Source organism: Thiovibrio sp. JS02, from assembly GCF_053485635.1.
In genome coordinates this window covers 1,681,058-1,704,035 of record NZ_CM130715.1, presented here as the reverse complement: position 1 = coordinate 1,704,035, position 22,978 = coordinate 1,681,058, and the positions used below count along the sequence as shown (strand labels likewise).

Sequence of the window (22,978 nt, the reverse complement as noted above, 5' to 3'; positions counted from 1 at the left end):
GGAGTAGTTGTTTATTTTGAAATATACTGAACTATATATATAAATAGTCCAGTTAGTAATAGCATTAACAGTATAAAGTAGGTGTTTCCCAATTTTTTTCTAAGCTTTGTGTATAAAAGAGAAGGAATAATTGGGATTATTATTATCAATAATGTGACAATTGCTATATCTTTTATGTTCATTTGTTTTTAAAGTCGAATTTGTGAGTAGGGGCATTCGCAATTCCTGGATTGTCAGTTGTTCCAAATATGAAGTCTGGTGATATTGTGCCATCTTCGGCGAAAGATAATGCATTTTCCGTTATCCACGTTGCTGTAGTCCCTAACGTAGGATTGCCTGTACAAGCTGTCGTGCCAAGACCAACAGCATAAGGAAGAATGGCAGATATGCCTTCTATGGCTTGATCAAATGCATCGTTCATCCCCTCTATCACAGGGGCAAAAGTTTTATCTAATTCCATAAAAAATTCTTCTTCAGAGGAAATCAAACCCAATGGATCAACGTAATTTGTAGGATTATTTTTAACATACGCATAAACATTTATCCCCCCATTAAACCCAATGGGATCCTTGGAGATAAACCTCCCCACCTGGGGATCATAATACCTAGCCCGGTAGAAGTACAACCCGGTCTCCTGATCCCACTCCCTGGCGGTGTAGGCATAGGGCTGCTTCACCTCGCCGCCGTGGTGCTGCATGTTGCCGAAGGAGTCGTATTGGTAGGATTGTACCACATGGCCCTTGGCATCGGTAAGGCTTACGATGCTGCCCAGGCCGTCGGCATGGTAGAAAAAGGTCCTGCCCTTCTGTTCCATGGCCAGGGGCTCGTCAATGCCCGGGCCGTGCACAAAGCGGCTGATCGCGGGCTTTGCAACCCGTTTTTGCCAGTGCTTCAGCCAGCCGCCCTTGCGGCCGCCGTCGTTATCGCCATCCTCATCCTTGCCGCCGCTTTTGATCTCCAGGATGATGTCCTCGTTGTCGTAGACATAGGCGTAGGTCTTGCTCTCAAGCCGGCCGTCCTCGACCTCCTCCACCTTTTTCTCGATCCTGCGGCCAAAGGGATCGTACTTGAAGGAGACGGTCTTGATCCCGTCCCGCTCCGCCCGGATTGCCTTGACCAGCCGGTTCTCGTAGTCGTACTCGTAGGTCCAGCTGTCCCGCTCCCGGCCATGATCCTTCTCCTTGGCGATCAGGTTGCCGTTGGCATCGTAGCTGTAAAGGTAGCGTTTGCTTGTAAGCAGCTGGTTGGCCGCGTTGTGGGTGTACATGTCGTTCCAGAGCGGGCCGGTTACCCGGTTGCCCACCGCATCGTAGGTATAGTCCTCTGATTGATGGCGGATCTCCCTTTCATGATGCCTGCCTTCCCTTACAGCCTGCGCCTCGATGAGCTGGTAGACGGCATCGTATGTGTAGTCAAAGCGCTCTGCATCATTACGATGGTCGTGATGACCGAAGCCAAAGCCTTGGCCGCCCGTCATGGTCTTGCTCAGGCGGTTGCCCACCGCATCGTGGCTGTAGCTGAAGGAGCCCAGCACCTCGCCGTGGCGGCCGCCTTTGGTGATGATCTCGGTGAGCAGGCCTACGGGATCGTAGCTGTAGCCGGTGGTTACACCGTTGGGGAAGTCAAGGCCGGTGCGGCGTCCCAGGCTGTCGTAGCTGAAGGCGAAAGCGTCCAGAAAAGAATCGATCTTGGCCAGGCGACCCACGTTGTCGTAGGTGTAGGCAACCTTCTCGCCGTCGGGCATGATCATCTTGGTGCGGTTGCCGAGCTTGTCGTACTCGTAGGTGATGGTGCGCTTGTTGGAGTCGGTGATGGTGATGAGCCTGCCCAGGGCATCGTAGGTCATGGCATAGCCGATATGTTCGTTGGCGGCATAGGTGAGGCGGCCTGAAGCATCATAAGTGAAGGCCTCGCTGCCGCCGTCCGGAAAGAGCTTTTGCGTAAGCCTGCCCAGGGCGTCGTAGCTGTAGGTGATGGTGTTGCCCTTGCTGTCGGTGCGGGCGATCAGGTTGCCCTTGGCATCGTACTGATAGGTGGTCTTCCGGCCCAGGGGATCGGTCTCCTGAGCAAGGCGGCCCAGGCTGTCGTAGCTGAAGCTGGTGACCTGGCCCTTGGCGTCGGTGAGGGATTGCGGCAGGGTCTTGCTGCCGGCCAGGTAGGCGATGCCGGTTACCTGGCTCAGGGCATCGATGATGCTGGTGACCCTCTGGTTGTGGTCGTACTGGTAGCGGGTCTGGTTGCCGTTGGCGTCGGTCACTGCCACCCGGTTGCCCAGGGCATCGTACTGGAAGCTCGTGGTCTGGCCCTTGGGATCGGTCATGGCGAGCATGCGGTTCAAGGCATCATAGCTGAAGGTGGTGGTGTTGCCTAAGGCATCGGTCATGGCGATCATATTGCCGTCGGCATCATGGACAAAGGTGGTGACAGTGCCTGCCGGGTCGGTGAAGGAGGCGATATTGCCCTGGCTGTCGTAGCCGAGGCTGGTCACCCTGCCCAAGGCGTCGGTGATGGTGACGATATGGCCCTGGCCGTCGTAGGTATAGCCGGTGGTGTTGCCCAGGGCGTCGGTCATGGCAATGAGGTTGCCGTTTGCATCGTAGGCAAAGGTGGTGACAAGCCCCTCAGGGTTGGTGAGGCTGGTGACCTGGCCCTGCTGGTTGTAGGTATAGCTGCTGATCTGGCCCATCTGGTCGGTGCGGGAGAGCATGTTGCCATTGCTGTCGTAGGTCATGCTCACCGTGCCCGAGGCGTCGGTCATAGAGGTTTTGTTGCCGGCATCGTCCCAGGTGTTGCTGGTGATGTTGCCGGCCGCGTCCTTTTTCTGGGTGATGTTCTGCTTGTCGTCGATGGTGTACTCGGTGGCATTGCCGGCCGGGTCGATAAATCTGGTGACCGTGGCGCTCACATACTTGATGCCTCGGGTTTCGCCCGCGCTGTTGACGGTGGCGACGATCCGATCCTTGTCGTCATAGGTATAGCTGCTGGTCTCGCCTGCCGGGTTGGTCTTGGCGATGCGGTTATGGGTGCTGTCGTAGCTGTAGGTGGTGGTCTGGCCTGCGGCATCGCTGATGGAGGTGAGGTTGTTGTTGCTGTCGTAGGCGAGGCTGGTGGTTTTGCCGGCCGTGTTCAAGGCGGTGATGCGGCCTGCCGAGTCCGTGGCAAAGGCAAGCTCCTCGCCGTTGGGGCCGGTGAGCATGGCGAGCTTGCCGGCGTTGTAGACGAGTGAAATAGTATTGTTGTTCTTGTCCGAGGGTGTAAAAAGGATTGTGTAAATGGCCATTCCGGGGGTAGAAAAGTTCGCCCCCAACCAAGGAGAGAGATATGGCCATTTCCAAAGAATTGCTTGACCAATTGATTGCGGATTACAAAAAGCCGGAAGACCTGATCGGCGAGAACGGCATACTGAAACAACTGACCAAGGCCCTGCTGGAGCGGGCCATGCAGGCCGAGATAACCGATCACCTCGGCTATCCCCGGAACGCTCCGGCTGGGAAAAACAGCGGCAACTCCAGAAACGGCAGCTACAAGAAAAAGCTCAAGGGAGATTTTGGCGAGATTGACGTCGCGGTTCCCCGTGACCGGAACGGCTCCTTCGAGCCGATCATCGTTCCCAAGGGAGAGACCCGCTTCAAGGGGTTTGATGACAAGATCATCTCCATGTATGCCCGTGGGATGACCACCCGTGATATCCAGAGCCATCTGGAGGAGATTTACGGCGTTGAGATTTCACCGACCCTGATCTCCCAAGTGACCGACGCCGTCACGGAAGAGGTCCGGCTCTGGCAGAACCGGCCATTGGAAGATGTTTACCCCATCGTCTATCTGGATGCGGTGCGGATCAGGGTCAAGCACAACGGCCAGATCATCAAGAAGGCCGTCTACCTGGCGATTGCCGTGACGATGACTGGGGTGAAGGAGGTTCTCGGCATGTGGGCCGCCGAGACCGAGGGCGCCAAGTTCTGGTTGGCCATCCTGACCGAGCTGAAAAATCGGGGCGTGAAGGATATCCTGATCGCCTGTGTCGATGGGCTCAAGGGTTTTCCGGAGGCCATCGAAGCGGCGTACCCCGCCGCCCAGGTCCAGTTATGCATCGTGCACCTGGTGCGGCACAGCCTGAATTTCGTTTCCTGGAAACAGCGCAAGGAAATGGCGGACGACCTGAAGGAGATTTACAGCGCCCCGACCGTAGAACAGGCCGAGGCAAACCTGATCAGCTTCGGGGAAAAATGGGATGCTACCCATCCTCGGATAAGTCAGTCCTGGCAGAACAACTGGCAGCGAATCATCCCGTATTTTGCCTATCCTCCGGAGATCCGCAGGGTGATCTATACGACCAACACCATCGAATCGTTGAACATGTCCCTGCGCAAGGTCACTAAGAACCGGGGCTCTTTTCCGAATGACGAGTCGATGTTCAAGCTGCTCTATCTGGCGCTGACGAATATTTCGAAACGATGGACGATGCCGATCAAAAACTGGAAATCGGCGCTGAATCAATTCAGCATCATGTTTGAAGACAGGCTGCCGGAATTTTGATCACAAAAAACATTTACACAAAATTCTTTACACGCCCACTGCCGGGGGGGGCTCACCATAAACAAAGGTCAGGGTCTGCTCGGCAATGGTCTCTCCATACCCCTGATTCATGCCATACCCCGAGTTGTTAACGCACTTGTAGCCAAAGATATCCTGCAGGTAAATCTTCAACACATGCGGCGCACCAAGCTCATAGGCCTTTGGATCAAGGAGGAAGCTGAAATTCTGTTCCTTGCCGAGATCCGAAGGCCCATAGGCGGAGATGTAAACTCTGCCGATTTGGCGCCTGGTGCCGTCGTCAACGGACCAGTAAAGCTTGGCATAATCCCCGCCCGCCTGGGTTGTGTTCATATAAGAACTTCTGGTAAAAGCGTCGCCCCGGTAGTTGCCGGTCCCCCCCTGGCAGTAGTTGTCCAGCCGCCAATAACCGCTGGGAGTTAAGTCTTCGGTCAGGATAAAGGTGCCGGAAACCCTTATGTACTTTGGCAGGTAGAGCAAGGATCCGTTTTGGTGGGACGTCAAAGTGACGGTTCCAGTGGCGGCACTTGCAGTGCTTGCGAGCCCTTTCATGCAGAGCAGCATGAGGGCAAACGAGATCAGTTTGCGTTTCATTATCCCTCCTCCAAGGATAAAAAAAGCCCGTCTTCAGGCCGAAGACGGGCTTACAATTTTTATTCCTCCCCCGTTCGGCAACCCGGCTACCAGCGTGTGGCCCGTGGCTTTGCGTCCCCGGATCGCTCCGGGTTTGCCTTTATCGTTTTGCCAGGGTAAGGGAATTAAAATGTCAGGTCAAGAGAAAAATGTGTTAGGGTTTTATTTTCCCCATGAATCGAAAGAGCCCGTGAAAGAGGGGCTGAAAAGCGGTATAAAGGGGCATGCAAACTCTTCCGTCGCAAATAATGGAACTTCTGGCCCCTGCCGGCACCATCGAGGCCTTTGAGGCCGCGGTGGCGGCCGGCGCCGATGCCGTCTACATCGGCGCCCCCGCTTTCAATGCCCGGGCCCTGGCCAAGCATTTTTCCCTGGCCGAAGTGGCGGCCATGCTCGACCATGCCCACAAAAACCGGGTTAGGGTCTATCTGGCCATGAACAGCCTGATGAAGGAGGATGAGATTCCCAAGGCCGTGGAGATCCTGGCCGCCCTTGAGGCGCTTGACGCCGACGCCCTCATCGTCCAGGATCTCGGCATCTATCACCTGGCCCGCAGGTTCTTTCCCAGGTTGCGCCTCCATGCCAGTACGCTGATGGGAGCGCACAACTCCATGAATGTGAGGCAGTTCAGCGAAATGGGCTTTCGTCGGGTGGTGCTGGCCAGGGAGATGACCATCGAGGAGATCAGCCGCATTCACCGCCAATGCCCGGTGGAGATCGAGGTTTTCGTGCATGGCGCCCTCTGTTTTGCCTATTCCGGCCTGTGTCTGTTCAGCAGTTATCTGGGCGGCAAGAGCGGCCTGCGCGGCCGCTGCGTACAACCCTGCCGCCGGCGCTATACCTGGGCCGGCAAGGGTAAGGGGCCTGGGGCTTCCGCCGGTTATCTCTTTTCCATGAATGACCTCTCCGGCCTGCCGCTCTTGTCGCGACTCCGGCAGGCCGGGGTCACCTCGCTCAAGATCGAGGGCCGGATGCGCAGCGCCCAGTACGTGGCCTCGGTGGTGAAGGCCTACCGGCTGGCCCTGGATGCGCCCGAGGATTCGGCCGCTCTTGCCGAGGCAGGGGATCTTCTCGAGCAGGCCATGGGCCGCAAGGCATCCTGCGGCTATTTTCTCAAGGCGCAGCCGGAGGATCTCATCGTACCGCAGCACTCGGGCAACATCGGCCTGTTTCTGGGTAAGATCGACAAGGTGGTCGGCGGCCGCGCTCATCTCGGCCTCAAGGAAACCATCCGCACTGGCGACCGGTTGCGCCTGCACCAGGAGACCTCCGGCGAGCGTCAGGCCTTTACCCTGAAGACGATCTGGCAGGGCAGGCAGCAGGTGGAAAAGGCGGTGGCCGGAAGCCATGTGCAGCTTGAGCTGCCGCCGGGCACCGAGAAAGGGGACAGCCTCTTCAAGGTGGATGTGGGGGAACGCCGCCAGCAGAGCAGCAAGGAGATCCAGCCGGGTCGCTTTGTGAAAAAGATGGCGGCTCTGGTTGATCCGCGCCGGATCAGCCAGGTGATGCACAATCTGCAGACCCCGCTGAAAAACCCGGTGAGGGCCAAGGTCAGGGATGAGCGCGCGGGTAAGGAGCGTGGCCAGGGCCGGCGGGGCGGCGGGCCTGCGCCGCAGTTCCCCCTGGAGTGGTGGCTCAGGATCGATGACCTGGAGCTGTTGAAACTGCAATTTCCAGCAACGCCCTCCCGGCTGATCATCACCCTCTGCCGGGAAACCATGGCGCAGCTGCAACGCAACCAGAAGCGGCTCATTCCTTATCAGCGCCGCCTGGTCTGGGCATTGCCGCCGGTGATTCTGGAGGCGGATCTGCCCTTTTACGAAGAGGCCATCGACCGCCTGCGCAGGAGTGGCTACAACACCTGGCAGATCGCCCATGTCGGCCAGAGGCTTTTCTTTGCCAAGCCGGTTTCTGCCGGGCCGAATGAGAAGGGCCATCTTCCGCGGGGCAAGGGCGGACGGGGAGGGCAGGCCGCCGCCGGCCAGCCGCTGCTTTTTGCCGATTATACCGTCAATGTCTTGAACGGTTTCAGCGCGCAGGCCCTTGCCAACCTGGGAGTTTCCGGCTGCCAGCTGGCCATCGAAACCGACCGCGACAACCTCTTCAGTTTTTTCGGCCACAAAACCGCCATCCCGGTGGGGATGACCGTCTACGCCAGGCCGCCGCTCTTCACCGCCCGCCTGGCGCCGAGTTTTTTCAAGTATGAGACGCCGCTCCTGAGCCCCAAGGGCGAAGGGCTCATCCTCAAGCAGCGCTGGGGCCAGACCATCGCCGTGGCTGAGCAGCCCTTTTCCCTTCTGCCCCAGACCGGCGAGCTTGCCGGCCGGGGAGTGGCCTTCGCGGTGCTCGATCTCTCCAATCTCAAGCCCCGCAACGAAGAGCTGGTCGCAATCTTCAAGCAACTGAGCGGGGCCATGCGCGGCAGGAGGCAATCCACCTTCAACTACCAGGGGAAGCTGCTGTGAGCCTGCTGCGTATGGCGGTGCGCCTCTTTTCCGGTCTGCTCCTGCTCGTTTGTCTGATAGGCCCGGCGGCGGCGGGGCCAACCGCTGACGCCGAGGCCCGGGCCATCCTCCGCGAGATCGACGATCTCTGGCGGGCCACCGCCTCCAAGGGGCTGGTGCGGATGCAGGTGCGGACCGCCAACTATACGCGCACCCTGGTCATGGAAACCTGGTCCAAGGGCAAGGACAAATCCCTGGTCCGCATCATCTCGCCCCTCAAGGAAAAGGACACGGCCAGCCTCAAGAGCGGCAACACCATGTACACCTATCTGCCCAAGACCGACCGCACCATCCGCCTCACCTCCAGCATGATGATGGGCTCCTGGATGGGCAGCCATTTCACCAACGATGATCTGGTGAAGGAGTCTCGGCTGTCCGACGATTATACGCCGGCGATCACCTTCCGGGGCGAGCGCGCCGGCCGGGAGATCATCGAGTTCACCCTTGCTCCCCACCCGGACGCCGCCGTGGTCTGGGGCAGGATCGTCATGGCGGTGACCGCGGGCGAGCACCTGCCGATCATCGCCTCCTACTTTGATGACGATAATATCCTGGCCAGAACCATTGTCTTCCATGATATAAAGGAGATGGGCGGCCGCCGCCTGCCCGCCGTGCTCAGGGTGGTGCCCGCCGACAAGCCCGGCGAGTTCACCGAGCTTGTTTATGAGTCGCTCCGTTTTGATCTTGCCCTGCCCGACTCCTTCTTCTCCCTGCTGGAACTGCGGCGGCGTTAGGGAAAGGGGGGATGGTCTTTTCCGGGGGAAAACGTGAATATCCTTTCCTTTGCCCTCAAGAATTGCAACCGGGCGCCCGCCCGGACCTGGATCACCATCGGGGCCATGGCCTTTGCCGGCGCCATCATGATCTTCTACGCCAGCCTCCTGGCCGGCTGGCTGGCCGCCATGGAACGGAACGCGGTGGGCATGGACCTGGGCGAGCTGCAGATCCATGCGCGCGGCTATCGCAACGATCCTGATCTTTACGGTCGCGTCGAGAATGTCGAGGCGATTCTTGCCGCTCTTGCCGAGGCCGGCTTCAGCGCGGCTCCCCGCCTTTACGGGGGCGGGCTGGCCGCGGCGGGCAATGCATCGAGCGGCGTGCAGCTGCGCGGGGTTGACCTTGACCTGGAGCCGCGGCTTACCTCGCTTCCCCGGCATGTCTGGCAGGGGCAATGGCTGGACCGGCACGAACAGGACGGGGTGGTCATCGGCAAAAAATTGGCCAGGATCCTCGGGGTGGGGGTGGGGGACGAGATGGTGCTGGTCGCCCAGGCGGCGGACGGCTCCACGGCCAACGAGCTTTTTTTTGTGCGCGGCATCCTGAAGTCGGTGGGCGAGGGGGTGGACCGCGGCGGCTTTTTTCTCACCGCCGAGGCCTTTCGCAGCCTGATGCTGGTGCCGGCCGGGGCGCACCAGCTGGTGGTGAAGCGGCTCGATCCCGGCGAGGATCTGGAGGCGGCCACCGCCCGGCTGGCCCGGCTGCTGCCCGATTATGAGGTGAGGAACTGGAAGGAGCTGCAACCGGTGCTGGCCCGGCTTTTCGCCATGAGCGATATCTCCCTGGTGATCATGCTCCTCATCACTTACGTGGCCGTGGGCATCCTCACCCTGAATGCCCAGATGATGAACGTTTTTGAGCGCATCCCCGAGTTCGGGGTGATGAAGGCCCTGGGTTTTTCCCCCTGGGGCCTCTTTGCCCTGATCGTGGCGGAAAGCGCCATTCAGGTCACGGTTGCCGTGCTGCTGGCCCTGGCGGCTGGCCTGCCTTTTTCCCTCTACTTCAGCACCCATCCCATCGATTTTTCGAGCTTTGTCGAGGCCTCCTCCACCATTGCCGGCATCGCCTTTGACGCCAAATGGTACTGCGTGGTCACTGCCGACAGCGTGCTGTTGCCCGTGCTCTTCCTCTATCTGATCGCGGGTCTGGCCATTCTCTATCCGGCCGGCAAGGCGGCGCTCCTCAGGCCCCTTGCCGCCATTTACCATCGCTAGGGGAGGGGAATCGTGCAGATGGGCAAAATGGCATGGCGGACCCTGATGCGCAACAGGCGCCGCACCCTGATCACCGCCTTTTCCGTGGCCTTCGGCGTGCTGCTCGCCGTGACCTTCACCGCTTCCGCCGATTATTCCTACAGCTCCATGATCAACACCAGCGCCCGTATGGGCCTGGGCCATATTACCGTGCAGCATCCTGGCTACAACGAGACCCCCACCCTGGACAGGCGGCTTGTCGATGCCCGTGCCGTGCGGCAGGCAGCCCTGCAAATCCCGGAGGTTACCGCCGCCCGCATCCGGATCATGGGACAGGCCATGTTTGCCAGCGGCGCGAAGAGCCAGGGCGGCACCTTCATCGCCATCGACCCGGGAGAGGAGGGGCCGGCCGAAAATATTTTCCTCCGCAACATCGTCGCCGGCGCCTGTTTCAGCGCCAGCGACGCCCACGGGGTACTGGTGGGCAGCAAGATGGCGGAAAAGCTCAACCTGCGTCTGGGCAAGAAACTGATCTTTACCCTGACCGACAAGAACGGCGAATTGGTCAGCGAGATCAGCCGGGTGCGCGGCATCTTTACCACCGGCGACGAAGCGGTGGACGGCAGCCTGGTGCTCCTGCCCCTTGCCCTGGTGCGAAACGTCCTCGCCTATGAACCGGCGGCCGCCTCCCTGGTGGCGATTTTTCTCGCCGATCACCGCCGCGCCGCCGGAGTGCAGGCCAAACTGGCCGGGGTTTTTGCCGGCATGCCCGATCTGGCCGTACGCACCTGGCAGGAGACCCAGGCGGACCTGGCCGGTCTCATCACCGTGGACCGCTTGTTCAACTACCTGCTGCAGCTTCTCGTCGGCCTGGTCATTGCCGCCGGCATCATGAACACCCTGCTGATGAGCGTCATGGAACGGCGCCGTGATTTCGGGATCATGCTGGCCATCGGCATGAGTCCGGGCGGGATCGTCCGTCTCGTTCTCCTGGAGTCCTGCTGGATCGGACTGGTCGGCCTGTTTCTGGGCATGGTGATCACCCTGCCCTGGTTCGCCTACATGACCCGGGTGGGCATCGATTTCAGCGCCCAGATCGGTGAGGATTACAGCGCCGGCGGGGTGCTGGTTGACCCGGTGATGAAGTTCAAGCTCTATTGGCAGAGCGCGCTTGCCATCGGGGCGGCGGTTTTTTCCCTGACCATGCTGGCCGGGATCTTCCCGGCCATTAAGGCCGGCCGCACCGTGCCGGTGGAGAATCTGAAGCGGGGCTAGTGAAAGGGATTCCGGAACATTCCCGCCAGGGTGGTCATGTCCGCGCCCCGTGTCTTCTCGTTTCGTGAAGTCCTGTCCGTTGTCCTCTTTCAGTCGTCTCTCCCATTTGCCTTTTCACTCCAAAACAAGGCAGACGCCGGTTTCGGCGGGAACGGTTGCCGCTGACAGTCTGGGTTGGCAGCATTCCGGTTTCTTCGCGGTTCCGCAATGCGGACAATGTCGGCGGCAGGTAATGCTGACAGTCTTGGTTTGCATGTAACTATTTGAAATTATTAAAAAATAATATTGACTTTTGCGGCGGACAGCCATATTTTTAAGGTAAATGGTTTGGCTGAAAGAGCGTCGTGAATACCGTAAAAAAAAATCAGGGAGGAAGATCATGAAACTTTCCAGCATGGTGAAAACAAAGACCCGTACCCAGGCAAAGGCGCACAGCGCGGTTGATACCCAGGTCGCCAGGAATTTCCTGGGCACCGTGGGAGTGGCCTCGGCGGTGATCGGCTTGTGGTCCGTTGCCTGTCTGGTCAGCGCCATGGTCAGCAATGGGCCGCTCGCCCTGGTCCAGGGTTGGTTCCAGGCGGTGGGCATGTTGTAATCGGCAGCGCTCCAGCCGGGATTGTCGAATCGCCCCGGGCGAGGGCAGGCGCCGGAAAAAAATGCCGAACGATCTGCCATGGCGAGGTGGTATGCGGGCCACTTCGCCATGGTGTTGTGGCAACTTGCCCTTTGTCCGGTCTTGTTCGTTTCCGTGCCGATGTGGCGGAAAGCCAATTGTTCCTTCGGGATCGCGGCTCGGGTTCGCGCCTTTACTTGCGCGCCCGGGCCTTTTTCATGTATGGTTTATCAGGTCCCTTTGCATACGGCGGTATTGCCAGGGAATTGGCAATGAACAATGAACGGTTTACTCCGTCTTCAGGCATGGTTTCGGGGAGGATCTGATGCGCGGTGCGCCTCGCGGGCTGTTGTATGTATGTGTACTTGTCCTGTTCCTCGGCTGCCTGGGCTCCTTTTTCTGGTGGCTTGAAAACAGATTGCCGATCATCAGTTACAACAGTTTTCTCGCCTCCCTGGACAGCGGCGATGTTGCCGCCGTTCACATCCGCGGCAGTGAAATCGCCATCACCGACAGTGCCGGCCGCCGTTCCGCCGCCTTTGCCCCCGATGTGGGCGCTCTCCTGCCGCATATGCTCGAAAAGCATATTCAGGTGACCGTCGAACCGGACCGTTCCCCCCTGGTGATCAATGTTCTCACCATCACCCTGCCCCTGATCTTCATCGCGATTCTCTGGCTTCTCCATCAGAAAATGAACGTGGCAGCCGAGGAGGAGTCTGATTTCGCCAGAAAAAAGGCCATTGTCTTTGCCGGCGGCGACAGGCAGGTCACCTTCCGGGATGTGGCCGGCATTCCCGAGGTGAAGGAGGAGCTGCTCGAGATCGTCGATTTTCTTCAGCGGCCTAAAAAATACAGCAAGCTGGGAGCGACGATTCCCAAGGGCGTGCTGCTGGCCGGCCCTCCTGGCACCGGCAAGACCCTGCTCGCCCGGGCCATCGCCGGTGAGGCGGGCGTTCCCTTTTTCAGCATCAGCGGCTCCGATTTTGTCGAGATGTTTGTCGGCGTCGGCGCTTCCCGGGTGCGGGACCTGTTCAAGGAGGCGAAGAAGAAAACGCCCTGTATCATCTTCATCGATGAAATCGACGCGGTGGGCGGCCATCGCGGCGGCGCCGGCGCCGTGGGGGGCCTTGAGGAGCGGGCCCAGACCCTGAATGCCCTTCTGGTCGAAATGGACGGCTTTGGTCAGGAGGACAACATTATCGTCATTGCCGCCACCAACCGGCCGGACATTCTCGACGCGGCGCTGCTCAGGCCCGGGCGCTTTGACCGCCGGGTCACCCTGTTGCCGCCGGACGTCAAGGGCCGGACCAGGATCCTCGAAGTCCACACCCGGAAGGTGACCCTGGCCGGCGATGTCAATCTTGAAGAGATCGCCCGCACCACCCCCGGGTTCACCGGCGCCCAGCTGGCCAATCTGGTCAATGAGGCAGCCCTGACCGCCGCCCGGCTGGACAAGGAGCATATCGAGACCAGCGACTTCGAGGCGGCCAAGGATCGCATCCTCATGGGGGCCGAGCGCAAGGGCCTGGTGATCAGCGAGGCCGACCGCTTGAGTATGGCCTATCACGAGGCCGGCCACGCCATCCTTGCCAGGATTCTGCCCAACGCGGATCCCCTTCTCAAGATATCCATCATTCCCCGGGGCAGGGCAATGGGCCATACCCAGCAGATGCCGCTCAATGACCGGCACGCTTATGCCAGGGAGTATCTTCTTTGTCGGCTCACCATTCTCATGGGCGGCCGCGCCGCCGAGGAGATCGCCCTCGGCCAGCAGACCACCGGGGCTGAAGAGGATCTGCTGCGGGCCTCGGAAATCGCCACCAACATGGTCTGCCGCTGGGGTATGAGCGAGGTGGTGGGGCCTCTGGCCTATGCCAGGGGAGAGGAGGGTTTTCTCGGCGCCCAGCCCGGCATCGTCGTCTACAGCGAAGAAACGGCGAGCCTCATCGATCTTGAGGTCAAGAAACTGGTGGCGGGCTGTTATGCCGAAGCGGCGGCCGTCCTTCGGCGCGAGGAAGCGGCGTTGCGCGATCTGGCCGAGGCGTTGCTGCTGACGGAAACCCTGGACCGCGAGGAAATGGAGATAATCCTTCGTTGTTCCCGCCAAAAACAGCTGGCCAAGGTCGCCGTCCAAGCGGGCGGGGCCGAGCGCGCGCACTGCCTGCCCCCCGAGAACTGAAGCCTCGGCACCACCTGTATCGGACTTTCTCCCTCTCTCCCCTCCGGCTTCCCTCCTGCCATGCCGCCCCCCCCTGCGTCGGCAGCCCTGGATGTTTGCGCCTGCTCATCATGACAGTCGCGATTGTCATGATCCCGCTAATTTTGCATGCCCCACAATCCTGCCAGTCATTCGTGACGCGAATGCTGACATCTTGAAATTATATGTATCTATTTGTAATTGTTATATTTTTATATTGATCAAGTGGCGGGTTCGGGGTAGTTTACGATAAAGAGTGGGCGAAATCCTGGCAACGGCAGCGTTGCGGAATCCTTCCAATCAAATGGCCCGGCATATGGCGGAACTCCGAGATTTTTTGAAAAATTTGGCCAAGAGGATAGCGCAGAGCCGCCTTGCGGTGACAGGCGTCGTCGTCTGCGGAGTCACCTTGCCCGTTCTGGTGGTGCTGACCCTTCTCGACGTGACCGGAGTGGCCAGGAATCCCTATTTCGGCTTCATCAACTATGTTGTCCTGGCCCCGCTCTTCGTCATCGGCCTGCTGCTGGTGGCGGTCGGCCTGCTGCTGCGGCGGGACGGCGAAGACATCGGCCTGTTCACCTATGAATACCTCAGGGAGCAGTTCACCCTGCCGGGACGGTTCAGCCGGGTCAGAAGCCTGCTTTTCCTGGCCGTCGGCCTTGCCTGCGCCGTCCTTTTTCTGGTCGGCCTCATTTCCTACAGCAGCATCCGCTACACCAACTCGGTGGCATTCTGCGGCCTGTTCTGCCATACGGTCATGGAACCCCAGTACACCGCCTTTCGCAATTCTCCCCACTCGCAGGTCTCCTGCGCCCAATGTCATCTCGGCACCGGAAAGCCGTGGTCGGCCCGCGCCAAGCTCTCCGGCATCAAACAGATAGTCGCGGTCGCCTTCAACACCTACAGCCGGCCGATAACCGCGCCGATCAGCAATCTCCGGCCAGGCCGCGAGATCTGCGAGGAATGTCACCGTCCCGACAAGTTCCACGGCGACAAACTCTATGTCAAAGACCGGTTTCTCGCCGACGAAAACAATACCCACGTGCAGACCGTCCTCTTGATGAAGGTCGGTTCCGGCGGCTACCGCGGGCGCAAGGCCCAGGGCATCCATTGGCATGTGTCGCCGCGGAATACGGTTTCATACCTCGCCGGGGACCGGAATCGGGAGGTGATTAGCCAGGTGCGGTTGCGCAGGGAGGATGGCAGCGAGACCGTGTATTCCGTGGCAGGGGCCGCCGCAGACGGCCAGGGGCCGGAAGAGACGCGGGTGATGGACTGCATCGACTGCCATAACCGGCCGACCCATGTTTTTCTCACTCCGGAGGAGGCCCTTGATCAGAAGTTGCTTGTCGGCCTGATCCCCTCCACGCTGCCCTATATCAAAAAGGCCGGCCTGGAGGCGCTCCGGCGGGAATACGCATCCAACGAGGCCGCCCTTGCCGGGATCGGCGATCACCTGGGGGCGTGGTACAAGGAGCATTATCCGAAGATCTTCGCGGCAAGGCAGGATGCGCTGCGCCAGGCCACGGCCGGGGTTTTTCAGGCCTATCGGGAAAATGTTTTTCCGGCCATGCGGGTCGACTGGTCGACCTATCGCAACTTCATCGGCCATCGGGATAATTCCGGCTGTTTCCGCTGCCACGACGGCCGTCATACCAGCGCGAGCGGTGAAACGATCACCGCGGCCTGTGATGCCTGTCACGTCATCCTGGCCGAGGCGGAGCCGGCGCCGGACGTTATCGGACTGCTGCAGGGGGCGGCGCGAAATGCGCAAAGGGCAAAATAGGGCGGCAACCGGAAAACGCCATTTGCCCCGCGGAGGGTGAGAAAGTTTGTGGAGGGAGAGGGGAGTCTCTTTCCCGTTGTGATTGAGAAGCTCAGGAAAGGAAAGGAGGAGAGTGATTCATGTCTGATCAGGAAACAAAGCAAAATCCGGCGGCGGAGACCGAGGAGCCGGAGCACCAGCGCAGCGCCTGGGAACACATCATCCGCGGCATGTGGCGGACACCGTTGGGATTGATGGGGGTGGCCATCACCACGATCAGCATTACCCTGATGCTGATCGGCATGCTCATCGATGCCCTGGGTCTGGTTGATAATCCCTATGCCGCCATCGTCACCTATATGATTCTGCCCGGCGGCATGATCACCGGGCTTGCCATCATCCCCATTGCCGCCCTTCTGCGTCGCCGGCAATGGCACAAGTACGGCATTGCCATGGAGCATCTGAAGATCAACCTGAGCGATCACCGGCATCGCCGTTATGTCATTATCTTTATCGCCCTGACCGTAATCAATTTCGCCATCCTGGGCGTGGTGGGCTACGAGGGGTACCATTTTACCGATTCCCCCTATTTCTGCGGAGTTGTCTGCCATCAGGTGATGGCGCCCGAATATACCGCCTACCAGCGTTCGCCGCATGCGCGGGTGAAATGCGTCGAGTGCCATATCGGACCGGGGGCCGAATGGTTCGTGCAGGCGAAGATTTCCGGATTGCGGCAGGTGGCGGCGGTGATGACCGGCAGCTTCAACCGGCCGATTCCGGCGCCGGTGCACCATCTGCGCCCGGCCCGTGATACCTGCGAACAGTGCCACTGGCCTGAGAAGTTCCATGGCAAGCGGGTGAAGACCTTCACCTCTTTCAGCAATGCCAACCAGAACGATGCGGAGAAGACCGAAATCGCCCTGCATATCGGCGGCCGCAATCCCCAGACCGACGCCTTTGAGGGGATCCACTGGCATGTGAGCAAGAACGTCGAGGTCCGCTACCAGGCCATGGACGAGAAGCGCACCAAGATTGCCCGGGTCAAGGTCCGGCGACCGGACGGCAGCGAGGAGGAGTTTGTCAAGGAAGACCTTGCCGCGGCGGGGGAGGGCGGAGACTGGCGGGTGATGGATTGCATCGACTGCCATAACCGGCCGACCCATGTCTACGACATGCCCGAGGAAAGGGTCGACTTCGGCCTGCTCAGCAAGCGGATCGACCCGCGCATTCCGGGCATCCGGGAAGACAGTCTCGCGGTCCTGACAAGAGCCTACGCCAGTCGGGATGAGGCGCAGAAAACCATGGTCGATGCCCTCCTTGCCCGGCAGGGTAAGCGGGGAGCCGGGCAGCTGAATAAATACGAAAAGGAGATCAGGGCCGCCGGCGATTATCTGCTGGAGACCTATCTCGCCAATGTCTGGCCGGAGATGAAGATCGACTGGGGAACCTACCCCAGCCATCTCGGTCATCAGCTGGCTGATGAGGGATACGGCTGCTGGCGCTGCCATGACGAAGAGCATCTGAACGACAAGGGCAAGGCGATCTCGCAGGATTGCGGACTCTGTCACGATGAACCGGCCTGAAAGCGGTCTTTGCCGCGCCCGGCCCCGGCCCGCATTTGGGGGCCGGGATCGGGCGCCCGGCAGCGGCAAGCAATACCCGGTCGACATCGCGGGCAAAGAGGTGTATCTTTTTCCGGTCTGCCGCAGTTGATTGATTTCCGGGGAGAGAAGAAAGATTGCGGACTGTTCTCTCTGTCCCGGTAACCTTCCGCAATTACGGATCACGATCCGGATGATTTCTGTTGCCCCTTGCGTACCTCTTCCGCGCATTTTTGCCGTCGCGGCGGCCATGCTCCTGTGCCTGTGCGGCCAGGCCGCCGCCTTTCCCTTTCGTAACGTGGAACCGGGCGCGACGTTGCCGACCGCCCGCCTGTCCGAACACCGGAGCGGCACCGCCCTTGACCTCGGCCAAAGCAGAGGCCGGCCCTTCATCGTGATTTTTTGGGGAGCGGATCTGCCGGAACAGCAGGAGCGGGCGGTGAGTGTTCTCAAGAAAATCGAGAGCCGGAAGTCCTACTGGGATTCCCGGCAAGTGGCGATGCTGGCCGTCGATGTCCTGGGCGACGAGGCGGCCGTGGTCGACGAGGTGATCCGTCTCGCCGGCACCAGTCTGCCCGTTTATCACGACCGGGAAGGGGAGGCCTACGGCAGGATCGGGGTCTATGTCATTCCCTCGCTGTTGCTTGTCGGAGCCGATGGCCGCATTGTCACCGGTCTTGGCTTCAGCCGCGATCTTGTTGAGCGCCTGCAGGGGGAGACGGCGATCATGCTCGGCGAGAAAACCCGCGCCCAGGTGGAGGCGGCATTGCATCCGGCGCAGAAGGAGGTTTCTCTCGCGGAGAGAAACGGCAATCTCTATCTGCATCAGGCCCAGGGCTTTATGCGACGGGGACGGAGCGAGGATGCGTTTATGGCCCTGGAACGGGCGTTGGCCGCGAATCCCGATCTTGCCGAGGCCTGGACGGAGCTGGGTTGCCTTTATCTGGACGAGGGCAGGCTCGACAAGGCCGGCGAGGCGCTGGGACACGCGCCGGCTGAGTCGCGGAGCCTGCGGGCCAGCCTTTGCGCGGCGCGGCTGACGGCGGCGCAGGGCAAGGCGGCCGAGGCGATTGCCACGGTGGAGGACCTTGCGCGGCGCAACGCCGGGGAAGCGCGGATCCATTTCGCTCTCGGCCAGATTCTTGAAGCGCAGCAGCGGTTTTCCGGCGCGGCCGACTCCTATCGCAGGGCCTACGAAACCTTGCGGGTTGCCGGGGCCGGAAAGGCTTCGCCGTAAGCCCTTTTCTCGCTGGGCCGCTTTTTTGTTGACAGGCCCAAGCCGTGTTTGGTCTGCTGGAAACAGCAGGAATTTGGAGATGGAGTCACGCGTACGCCGCGCATGGGCGTGCGCGCGGCGTGACCTTTGCCCACGAAACAGATACCCGAGAAACCATGGCTCTTGACAGCAAGGAAGCAATCTATCCGATCAGCGTCGCCGCCAAGCTCCTCTCCGTGCATCCCAGGACGCTGCGGATCTATGAGGAAGAAGGGCTGGTCAAGCCCGCCCGCAAGGGAACGAAACGGTTTTATTCCAACGACGACATCGAATGGGTGCGTTGCCTCCGGGATCTCATCCACGAAAAGGGCATCAGCATCCCCGGGATCAAGATGCTCCTGGAGCTGACCCCGTGCTGGGAGATCCGTAAATGCCCGCCCGAGGTCAGGGAGAGGTGTTCCGCCTTCATGGACCAGTCGGTCCCGTGCTGGCAGCGGGCCACCAGCGCTTGCGCCCGCGAGCTGAACCAGTGCGCGGAATGCGAGGTGTATATCAAGGCGATGCAGCGGGCGGCGGCGACCAGGATCTGATCCGGCCCTGCCGATTCCTTTCAGCCGCGCAGCCTCTTTTCCGGCCTGGGATGCCGCCGCGAGCCCGCGGCCGGCGCCGGCTGCTTTCCGAGAAAGAATCCAAGAAGATCCCGCCGGCTGGCGGAATTCCGCGCAGCGAACCGTTATTTTCCGCTGGCAAGGGTTGGGATGTGCGCCGCCGGAACGACAAACCCGCTCCGGCAGACCAGGCCGGTGGTTTTGCAGACATGATCGGCATAGCCGGCGCCCGCCTCGGAGAAGATGTTGTAGGCCGCCGTGGCGCCGGCCTCCTCCAGTTCCTGGCGCTGATCCTCAAAGCGGGCCGCGGCGGTGACCGGTCCTGCAAAGCCAGCGGATTTGATCTCCTTGATGGCCAGGAGGTTTGCCTGATGGTTGCTCATGGCCAGCATGATGATCCTGATTTTGGACAGATCGATCTTGCGCCAGAAATCGTAGTCGGTGGCATCGCCCAGAATCACCCGGCGGCCGGTCCGCATATGCGCCTGCACCGTCTCCTTGTTGTAATCAACGGCCAGCACCTTGTCGCCCTGACGCTGCCGGGTCGTGTCGTAGGCCATGGCCCCGAAGGGGCCCATCCCGAAGATCAGGGTGTCTGCCGAGCCCAGGGGAATCTGGAAGTCGTCCCGGTGGCGGGTTCTGGTTTCAAAGCGGTGGAGGAACCGGGCCAGACGGTCGTAGAGCAGGTGCGCCTTGCTGTTTATGGGCGCGGCCAGGAGAAAGGAGAAGGAGAGGGAGAGGGCGACGATGAGCAGCCAGTCCGGGCCGAGCCAGCCCTTCTTGTAGGCGATGGCCGCGACGAGCAGGCCGAATTCGGAGTAGTTGGCGAGGTTTACCATCGCGAGCATGCTGGTTCTGGCCCTGAGGCGAAAGCGGGTGAGCACCAGGAAATAGAGCGCCGATTTCACCGTGAGCAGGGCGGTGAGACCCAAGGCGATCCCGAGATGCTCCAGGTTGGGCAGGCCGGTGAGGCCGATCTGGAAAAAAAAGCCGACCAGGAAGAGATCTTTGAAGCCATAGAGCGAGGCGGAGAGTTCGTAGGAGCGGGCATGGGCGCCCACCAGCATGCCGATGAGCAGGGCGCCGAGATCAGGCTTGAGACCCACCAGGGAAAAGCTGGTGGTGCCCACGACCAGGGCGATGAAGAGGCCGCCCAGGGGGAGCATCTCTCCGTGACCCAGGTGGTCGATGATGTGCATGAGCAGGGGGCGGAGGGCGAAGAGGATGAGCGGCAGCCCCAGCGCCAGGGGCGAGGGGAACTCCCCCTTGGAGATGGTGAGAAAGAAGACGGCCATCAGATCCTGCATGATGAGGATGCCGATGGCGGTCCGGCCGTGCATGGCGTTGACCTCGCCTTTGGCCTCCAGGAACTTCACGGCAAAGACCGTGCTGGAAAAGCTCAGGGCGAAGCCGAGCAGAGCGGCCTGGGGCAGGGTGAGTCCGGCGAGGTGGGCCAGGCCCAGGGCGGCGCCCCCCATGATGGCAAGGGCGAGGAATGCGATGGTGGCCAGGGCGTGCACGGTGGCGCCGCCCCAGATCTCCGGTCTGGCCAGGCCCTTGAGGTCGAGTTTTAGGCCGATGGTGAAGAGGAGGATGATGATTCCCAGGTCGGCGATCTGGTCCAGGGCCAGGGAGCCGTTGGTCAGCCCCAGGAAGTTCATGAGAAAGCCGGAGAGAAGAAAGCCGAGCATGGGCGGCAGGCTGATCCTCTGGAAGAGAAAGCCGAAGAGAAAGGCGCTGCCCACCCACATGCTGTTGGTGAACGCGGCGGTCTGCATGAAGTCCATGGAAATCCCTCCTGCTGCGTGTGCTCCGATTTTTCCGGAAAATTATCTTGTAGTGGAATCCTCGCCCCCTGTCAATGACGCCCCTGGCCGGCAGGCGCGGAAATGGGCCCCATTGCAACATCCTGCTGGAGTTCGCCGCCCCCCTTGCCTATAATGGTCCTGGAACGTATCCGCGATCATCGCGTATGGGGGAATGATGGCGAACAAGACCGAGAAGCTGCAGCGGCTGGCTGGCCGGGCCGTGGTTCCGACCCTGCTCTGGTGGCTGCTCGCCGGCGGCGTCCCGGCCTCCTGGCCCTTCGGCCTGGTGGTGGTCGGGGCGGCCGTGGCCGTGGGCGGGCTTGTCGGCGCCCCCTCCCTGAGCCTGCCGTTTCTTTTCCGGTTCCTGCGTTTTCTGCCCTTTTTTCTCCTGCTCTCCCTGCGCGGCGGCATCGATGTGGCCCGCCGGGCCTTGAGCCCCTCCCTTCCCCTGGCTCCGGCCTGTCTTGTCTACCCTCTCCGCCTGGCAGCGGAAGGAAGCAGGGTCTTTTTCGCCAACTGCATCAGCCTCCTGCCCGGCACCCTGAGCGTTGATCTTGGCGCGGAGCAGATTCTTGTCCACACCCTGGACGCGGAGCGGCCGGTCCGCCAGGAACTGGCCGTGCTGGAAGGCCGGATCGCCCGCCTTTTCGGCCTCGATTCGCCCCGGCAGGGAGCAGGAAATGACTGAGTGCATCCTCGCCGCCGTCCTCGTTCTGCTGGCAACCTTTGTCCTCGGCCTGCTCCGCGTCCTGCGCGGTCCCAGCCGGGCGGACTGCATGCTGGGCGCCCAGCTCCTGGGCAGCGCCGGCGTGGCCGTCCTGCTTCTTCTGGCCCGGGCCCTTGGCAGGGAGTCACTGCTGGACGTGGCCCTGCTCCTGGCCTTTCTCGCCGCGATCACCTCCTCGGCCTTTGTGGCCCTGGGCCGCCACTCCTTGCCGAAGGAGGACAGTCATGACCCTGCTCCGTGAGATCCTGGGCTTCGTCTGCATCGGCTGCGGCCTGCTCTTTTTCCTCGCCGGCTCCATCGGCCTCCTGCGCTTTCCCGATGTCTACACCCGCCTGCACGCCCTGACCAAGGCGGACAATGTCGGCCTGGGTTTCATCGTGGCCGGGTTGATGCTTTCCGCCGAGAGCTGGCGGGTGGTGGCCAGGCTTGCCCTAGTGGAGGCGCTGGTCCTGATCGCCAGCGCCACGGTCTGCCACCTCATCGCCCGGGCCGCGCACCGGGAGAAAATCGCGCCCTGGGAGCGGCGGCCATGATCGCCGTTCTCGATTGCCTTCTGGCCGCATGTCTGCTCGCCTTGGCCTGGGTGCTGCTCCGGAGCGCGGATCTCTTCCGGGCCATTGTTTTTTATGTGATTTTCGGCCTGCTCATGGCTCTGCTCTGGGCGCGGCTCGCCGCCGTGGACGTGGCCCTGGTCGAGGCCGCGGTCGGGGCCGGAATCACCGGCGCGCTCTTTCTTGCCGCCCTGACGAGGATGCGAACGGGGGCAGGGGAGGAGCGCAGACTGGATGGGGTTGAGGAACGGTCGTGGCGGCGCCCTTTTTTCCGGCCCGGCCCCTCCGGCCCTGGGAAATGGCTGATTGCCGCGTTGCTCCTGCTTCTGCTTGGCACGGGCGTCCGCGCTCTCTGGCCGGAGCCCGGGGGATTTCACCCCCTGCCCGGCGAGGTGCGGGAGCACTTGGAGGCCAGCGGGGTCGCAAACCCGGTAACCGCCGTGCTCCTCAACTTCCGGGGCTACGATACCCTGCTTGAGATGTCGGTGCTGCTCCTCGCCGCCATCGGGGTCCTGGCCATGCGCTCAGGGCCGCTCCGGATCAGCCGACCGCTCGCCATCCCCATCTTCCAAGGTTTTGTGCGTCTCATCACCCCGTTGCTGGTGGTCTTTGCCGGTTATCTGCTCCGGGTCGGCAGTCAGCATCCCGGCGGCGCTTTTCAGGCCGGCGCGTTGCTCGCCGCCTCCGGCATCCTCCTCTATCTCCAGGCGCGCGCTCCCTATTTTTCCCTGCCAGCCTGGGGGGGGCGGCTCGCCATGGGCGCGGGCCTGGCCGTCTTTCTTGCTTGCGCCTGCCAGCCCCTGCGGCAGGGGAAGAATTTTCTCGAATATCCAGAAGATCTTGCCGGCGCCTGCATCTTCCTGATCGAGACGGCGGCCGTCATTTCCATCGCCGCCTGTCTCTTTGTCCTTTTCGTGCAGGCGCTGCCGGCGGGCCGGGAAAAGGGGAGGGATTGA

Annotated in this window: 18 protein-coding genes and 1 riboswitch; of the genes, 15 read left to right on the top strand and 3 right to left on the bottom strand. The window is 61.0% G+C overall.

What is annotated here, in order from left to right; translation table 11 throughout:
- Window positions 1-178 precede the first annotated feature (178 nt).
- Window positions 179-3,280 (bottom strand): RHS repeat-associated core domain-containing protein, encoded by a 3,102-nt coding sequence (locus ACUUL3_RS07910; RefSeq protein ID WP_448556169.1) that lies wholly within the window; start codon window positions 3,278-3,280, stop codon window positions 179-181.
- A 41-nt stretch (window positions 3,281-3,321) separates the two neighbouring features.
- Here ACUUL3_RS07910 and ACUUL3_RS07905 point away from each other — a divergent pair, with 41 nt between their 5' ends.
- The gene (locus ACUUL3_RS07905; protein WP_448550836.1) at window positions 3,322-4,536 is read left to right on the top strand and encodes an IS256 family transposase; all 1,215 of its coding nucleotides are present in this window, start codon (window positions 3,322-3,324) and stop codon (window positions 4,534-4,536) included.
- A 27-nt stretch (window positions 4,537-4,563) separates the two neighbouring features.
- Here ACUUL3_RS07905 and ACUUL3_RS07900 read toward each other — a convergent pair whose 3' ends face one another.
- A complete protein-coding gene (locus ACUUL3_RS07900) occupies window positions 4,564-5,148 on the bottom strand; it encodes a hypothetical protein (protein WP_448556167.1) in 585 nt (194 codons plus the stop codon).
- A 73-nt stretch (window positions 5,149-5,221) separates the two neighbouring features.
- Window positions 5,222-5,296, bottom strand: a riboswitch (cyclic di-GMP riboswitch).
- A gap of 115 nt (window positions 5,297-5,411) precedes the next feature.
- Between ACUUL3_RS07900 and ACUUL3_RS07895 the strand changes: the two genes are divergently transcribed.
- From ACUUL3_RS07895 to ACUUL3_RS07850, 10 genes are all read left to right on the top strand, one after another.
- Complete coding sequence (locus ACUUL3_RS07895; protein ID WP_448556166.1) at window positions 5,412-7,652, top strand: peptidase U32 family protein; 2,241 nt, start codon at window positions 5,412-5,414, stop codon at window positions 7,650-7,652.
- Entirely contained in the window at window positions 7,649-8,425 is a 777-nt protein-coding gene (locus ACUUL3_RS07890) for an outer membrane lipoprotein-sorting protein (protein ID WP_448556164.1), read from the top strand. Before ACUUL3_RS07895 ends, ACUUL3_RS07890 begins: the two co-directional genes overlap by 4 nt.
- 33 nt (window positions 8,426-8,458) lie before the next feature.
- Window positions 8,459-9,682, top strand: coding sequence for an ABC transporter permease (locus ACUUL3_RS07885; RefSeq protein ID WP_448556163.1), 1,224 nt, complete (start codon window positions 8,459-8,461; stop codon window positions 9,680-9,682).
- A gap of 18 nt (window positions 9,683-9,700) precedes the next feature.
- On the top strand, window positions 9,701-10,936 hold the full coding sequence (locus ACUUL3_RS07880; protein ID WP_448556456.1) for an ABC transporter permease: 1,236 nt from the start codon (window positions 9,701-9,703) through the stop codon (window positions 10,934-10,936).
- Between the two features lie 379 nt (window positions 10,937-11,315).
- Window positions 11,316-11,531 carry a hypothetical protein gene (locus ACUUL3_RS07875; RefSeq protein ID WP_448556160.1) on the top strand — a complete coding sequence of 72 codons (216 nt, stop codon included), beginning with the start codon at window positions 11,316-11,318 and terminating at the stop codon, window positions 11,529-11,531.
- A gap of 343 nt (window positions 11,532-11,874) precedes the next feature.
- Complete coding sequence (ftsH, locus tag ACUUL3_RS07870; protein WP_448556158.1) at window positions 11,875-13,728, top strand: ATP-dependent zinc metalloprotease FtsH; 1,854 nt, start codon at window positions 11,875-11,877, stop codon at window positions 13,726-13,728.
- 334 nt (window positions 13,729-14,062) lie between these two features.
- The gene (locus ACUUL3_RS07865) at window positions 14,063-15,532 is read left to right on the top strand and encodes a NapC/NirT family cytochrome c (RefSeq protein ID WP_448556156.1); all 1,470 of its coding nucleotides are present in this window, start codon (window positions 14,063-14,065) and stop codon (window positions 15,530-15,532) included.
- Between the two features lie 119 nt (window positions 15,533-15,651).
- Window positions 15,652-17,094, top strand: a complete 1,443-nt coding sequence (locus ACUUL3_RS07860) for a NapC/NirT family cytochrome c (RefSeq protein ID WP_448556154.1) — start codon at window positions 15,652-15,654, stop codon at window positions 17,092-17,094.
- Between the two features lie 268 nt (window positions 17,095-17,362).
- A complete protein-coding gene (locus ACUUL3_RS07855; RefSeq protein WP_448556153.1) occupies window positions 17,363-18,349 on the top strand; it encodes a tetratricopeptide repeat protein in 987 nt (328 codons plus the stop codon).
- 155 nt (window positions 18,350-18,504) lie between these two features.
- Window positions 18,505-18,918, top strand: a complete 414-nt coding sequence (locus ACUUL3_RS07850) for a MerR family transcriptional regulator (protein ID WP_448556151.1) — start codon at window positions 18,505-18,507, stop codon at window positions 18,916-18,918.
- Window positions 18,919-19,061: 143 nt separating this feature from the next.
- Here the strand turns inward: ACUUL3_RS07850 and ACUUL3_RS07845 are convergent, their stop codons facing one another.
- A complete protein-coding gene (locus tag ACUUL3_RS07845; RefSeq protein ID WP_448556149.1) occupies window positions 19,062-20,723 on the bottom strand; it encodes a cation:proton antiporter domain-containing protein in 1,662 nt (553 codons plus the stop codon).
- Between the two features lie 193 nt (window positions 20,724-20,916).
- Between ACUUL3_RS07845 and ACUUL3_RS07840 the strand changes: the two genes are divergently transcribed.
- The 4 genes from ACUUL3_RS07840 to ACUUL3_RS07825 are packed head-to-tail and all read left to right on the top strand — an operon-like array spanning window position 20,917 to window position 22,978.
- Window positions 20,917-21,432, top strand: coding sequence for a Na+/H+ antiporter subunit E (locus tag ACUUL3_RS07840; RefSeq protein WP_448556147.1), 516 nt, complete (start codon window positions 20,917-20,919; stop codon window positions 21,430-21,432).
- A complete protein-coding gene (locus ACUUL3_RS07835) occupies window positions 21,425-21,712 on the top strand; it encodes a monovalent cation/H+ antiporter complex subunit F (RefSeq protein ID WP_448556145.1) in 288 nt (95 codons plus the stop codon). Before ACUUL3_RS07840 ends, ACUUL3_RS07835 begins: the two co-directional genes overlap by 8 nt.
- Complete coding sequence (gene mnhG, locus ACUUL3_RS07830; RefSeq protein ID WP_448556454.1) at window positions 21,702-22,004, top strand: monovalent cation/H(+) antiporter subunit G; 303 nt, start codon at window positions 21,702-21,704, stop codon at window positions 22,002-22,004. The genes ACUUL3_RS07835 and mnhG overlap by 11 nt, the downstream gene beginning before the upstream one ends.
- A complete protein-coding gene (locus ACUUL3_RS07825) occupies window positions 22,001-22,978 on the top strand; it encodes a hydrogenase subunit MbhD domain-containing protein (RefSeq protein ID WP_448556143.1) in 978 nt (325 codons plus the stop codon). The genes mnhG and ACUUL3_RS07825 overlap by 4 nt, the downstream gene beginning before the upstream one ends.

Coding starts and splice junctions, on each gene's coding strand:
- ACUUL3_RS07910 (WP_448556169.1), bottom strand. CDS start 3,280: ATGGCCATTTACACAATCCTTTTTACACCCTCGGACAAGAACAACAAT.
- ACUUL3_RS07905 (WP_448550836.1), top strand. CDS start 3,322: ATGGCCATTTCCAAAGAATTGCTTGACCAATTGATTGCGGATTACAAA.
- ACUUL3_RS07900 (WP_448556167.1), bottom strand. CDS start 5,148: ATGAAACGCAAACTGATCTCGTTTGCCCTCATGCTGCTCTGCATGAAA.
- ACUUL3_RS07895 (WP_448556166.1), top strand. CDS start 5,412: ATGCAAACTCTTCCGTCGCAAATAATGGAACTTCTGGCCCCTGCCGGC.
- ACUUL3_RS07880 (WP_448556456.1), top strand. CDS start 9,701: ATGGGCAAAATGGCATGGCGGACCCTGATGCGCAACAGGCGCCGCACC.
- ACUUL3_RS07875 (WP_448556160.1), top strand. CDS start 11,316: ATGAAACTTTCCAGCATGGTGAAAACAAAGACCCGTACCCAGGCAAAG.
- ftsH (WP_448556158.1), top strand. CDS start 11,875: ATGCGCGGTGCGCCTCGCGGGCTGTTGTATGTATGTGTACTTGTCCTG.
- ACUUL3_RS07865 (WP_448556156.1), top strand. CDS start 14,063: ATGGCGGAACTCCGAGATTTTTTGAAAAATTTGGCCAAGAGGATAGCG.
- ACUUL3_RS07860 (WP_448556154.1), top strand. CDS start 15,652: ATGTCTGATCAGGAAACAAAGCAAAATCCGGCGGCGGAGACCGAGGAG.
- ACUUL3_RS07855 (WP_448556153.1), top strand. CDS start 17,363: ATGCTCCTGTGCCTGTGCGGCCAGGCCGCCGCCTTTCCCTTTCGTAAC.
- ACUUL3_RS07850 (WP_448556151.1), top strand. CDS start 18,505: ATGGCTCTTGACAGCAAGGAAGCAATCTATCCGATCAGCGTCGCCGCC.
- ACUUL3_RS07845 (WP_448556149.1), bottom strand. CDS start 20,723: ATGGACTTCATGCAGACCGCCGCGTTCACCAACAGCATGTGGGTGGGC.
- ACUUL3_RS07840 (WP_448556147.1), top strand. CDS start 20,917: ATGATGGCGAACAAGACCGAGAAGCTGCAGCGGCTGGCTGGCCGGGCC.
- ACUUL3_RS07835 (WP_448556145.1), top strand. CDS start 21,425: ATGACTGAGTGCATCCTCGCCGCCGTCCTCGTTCTGCTGGCAACCTTT.
- ACUUL3_RS07825 (WP_448556143.1), top strand. CDS start 22,001: ATGATCGCCGTTCTCGATTGCCTTCTGGCCGCATGTCTGCTCGCCTTG.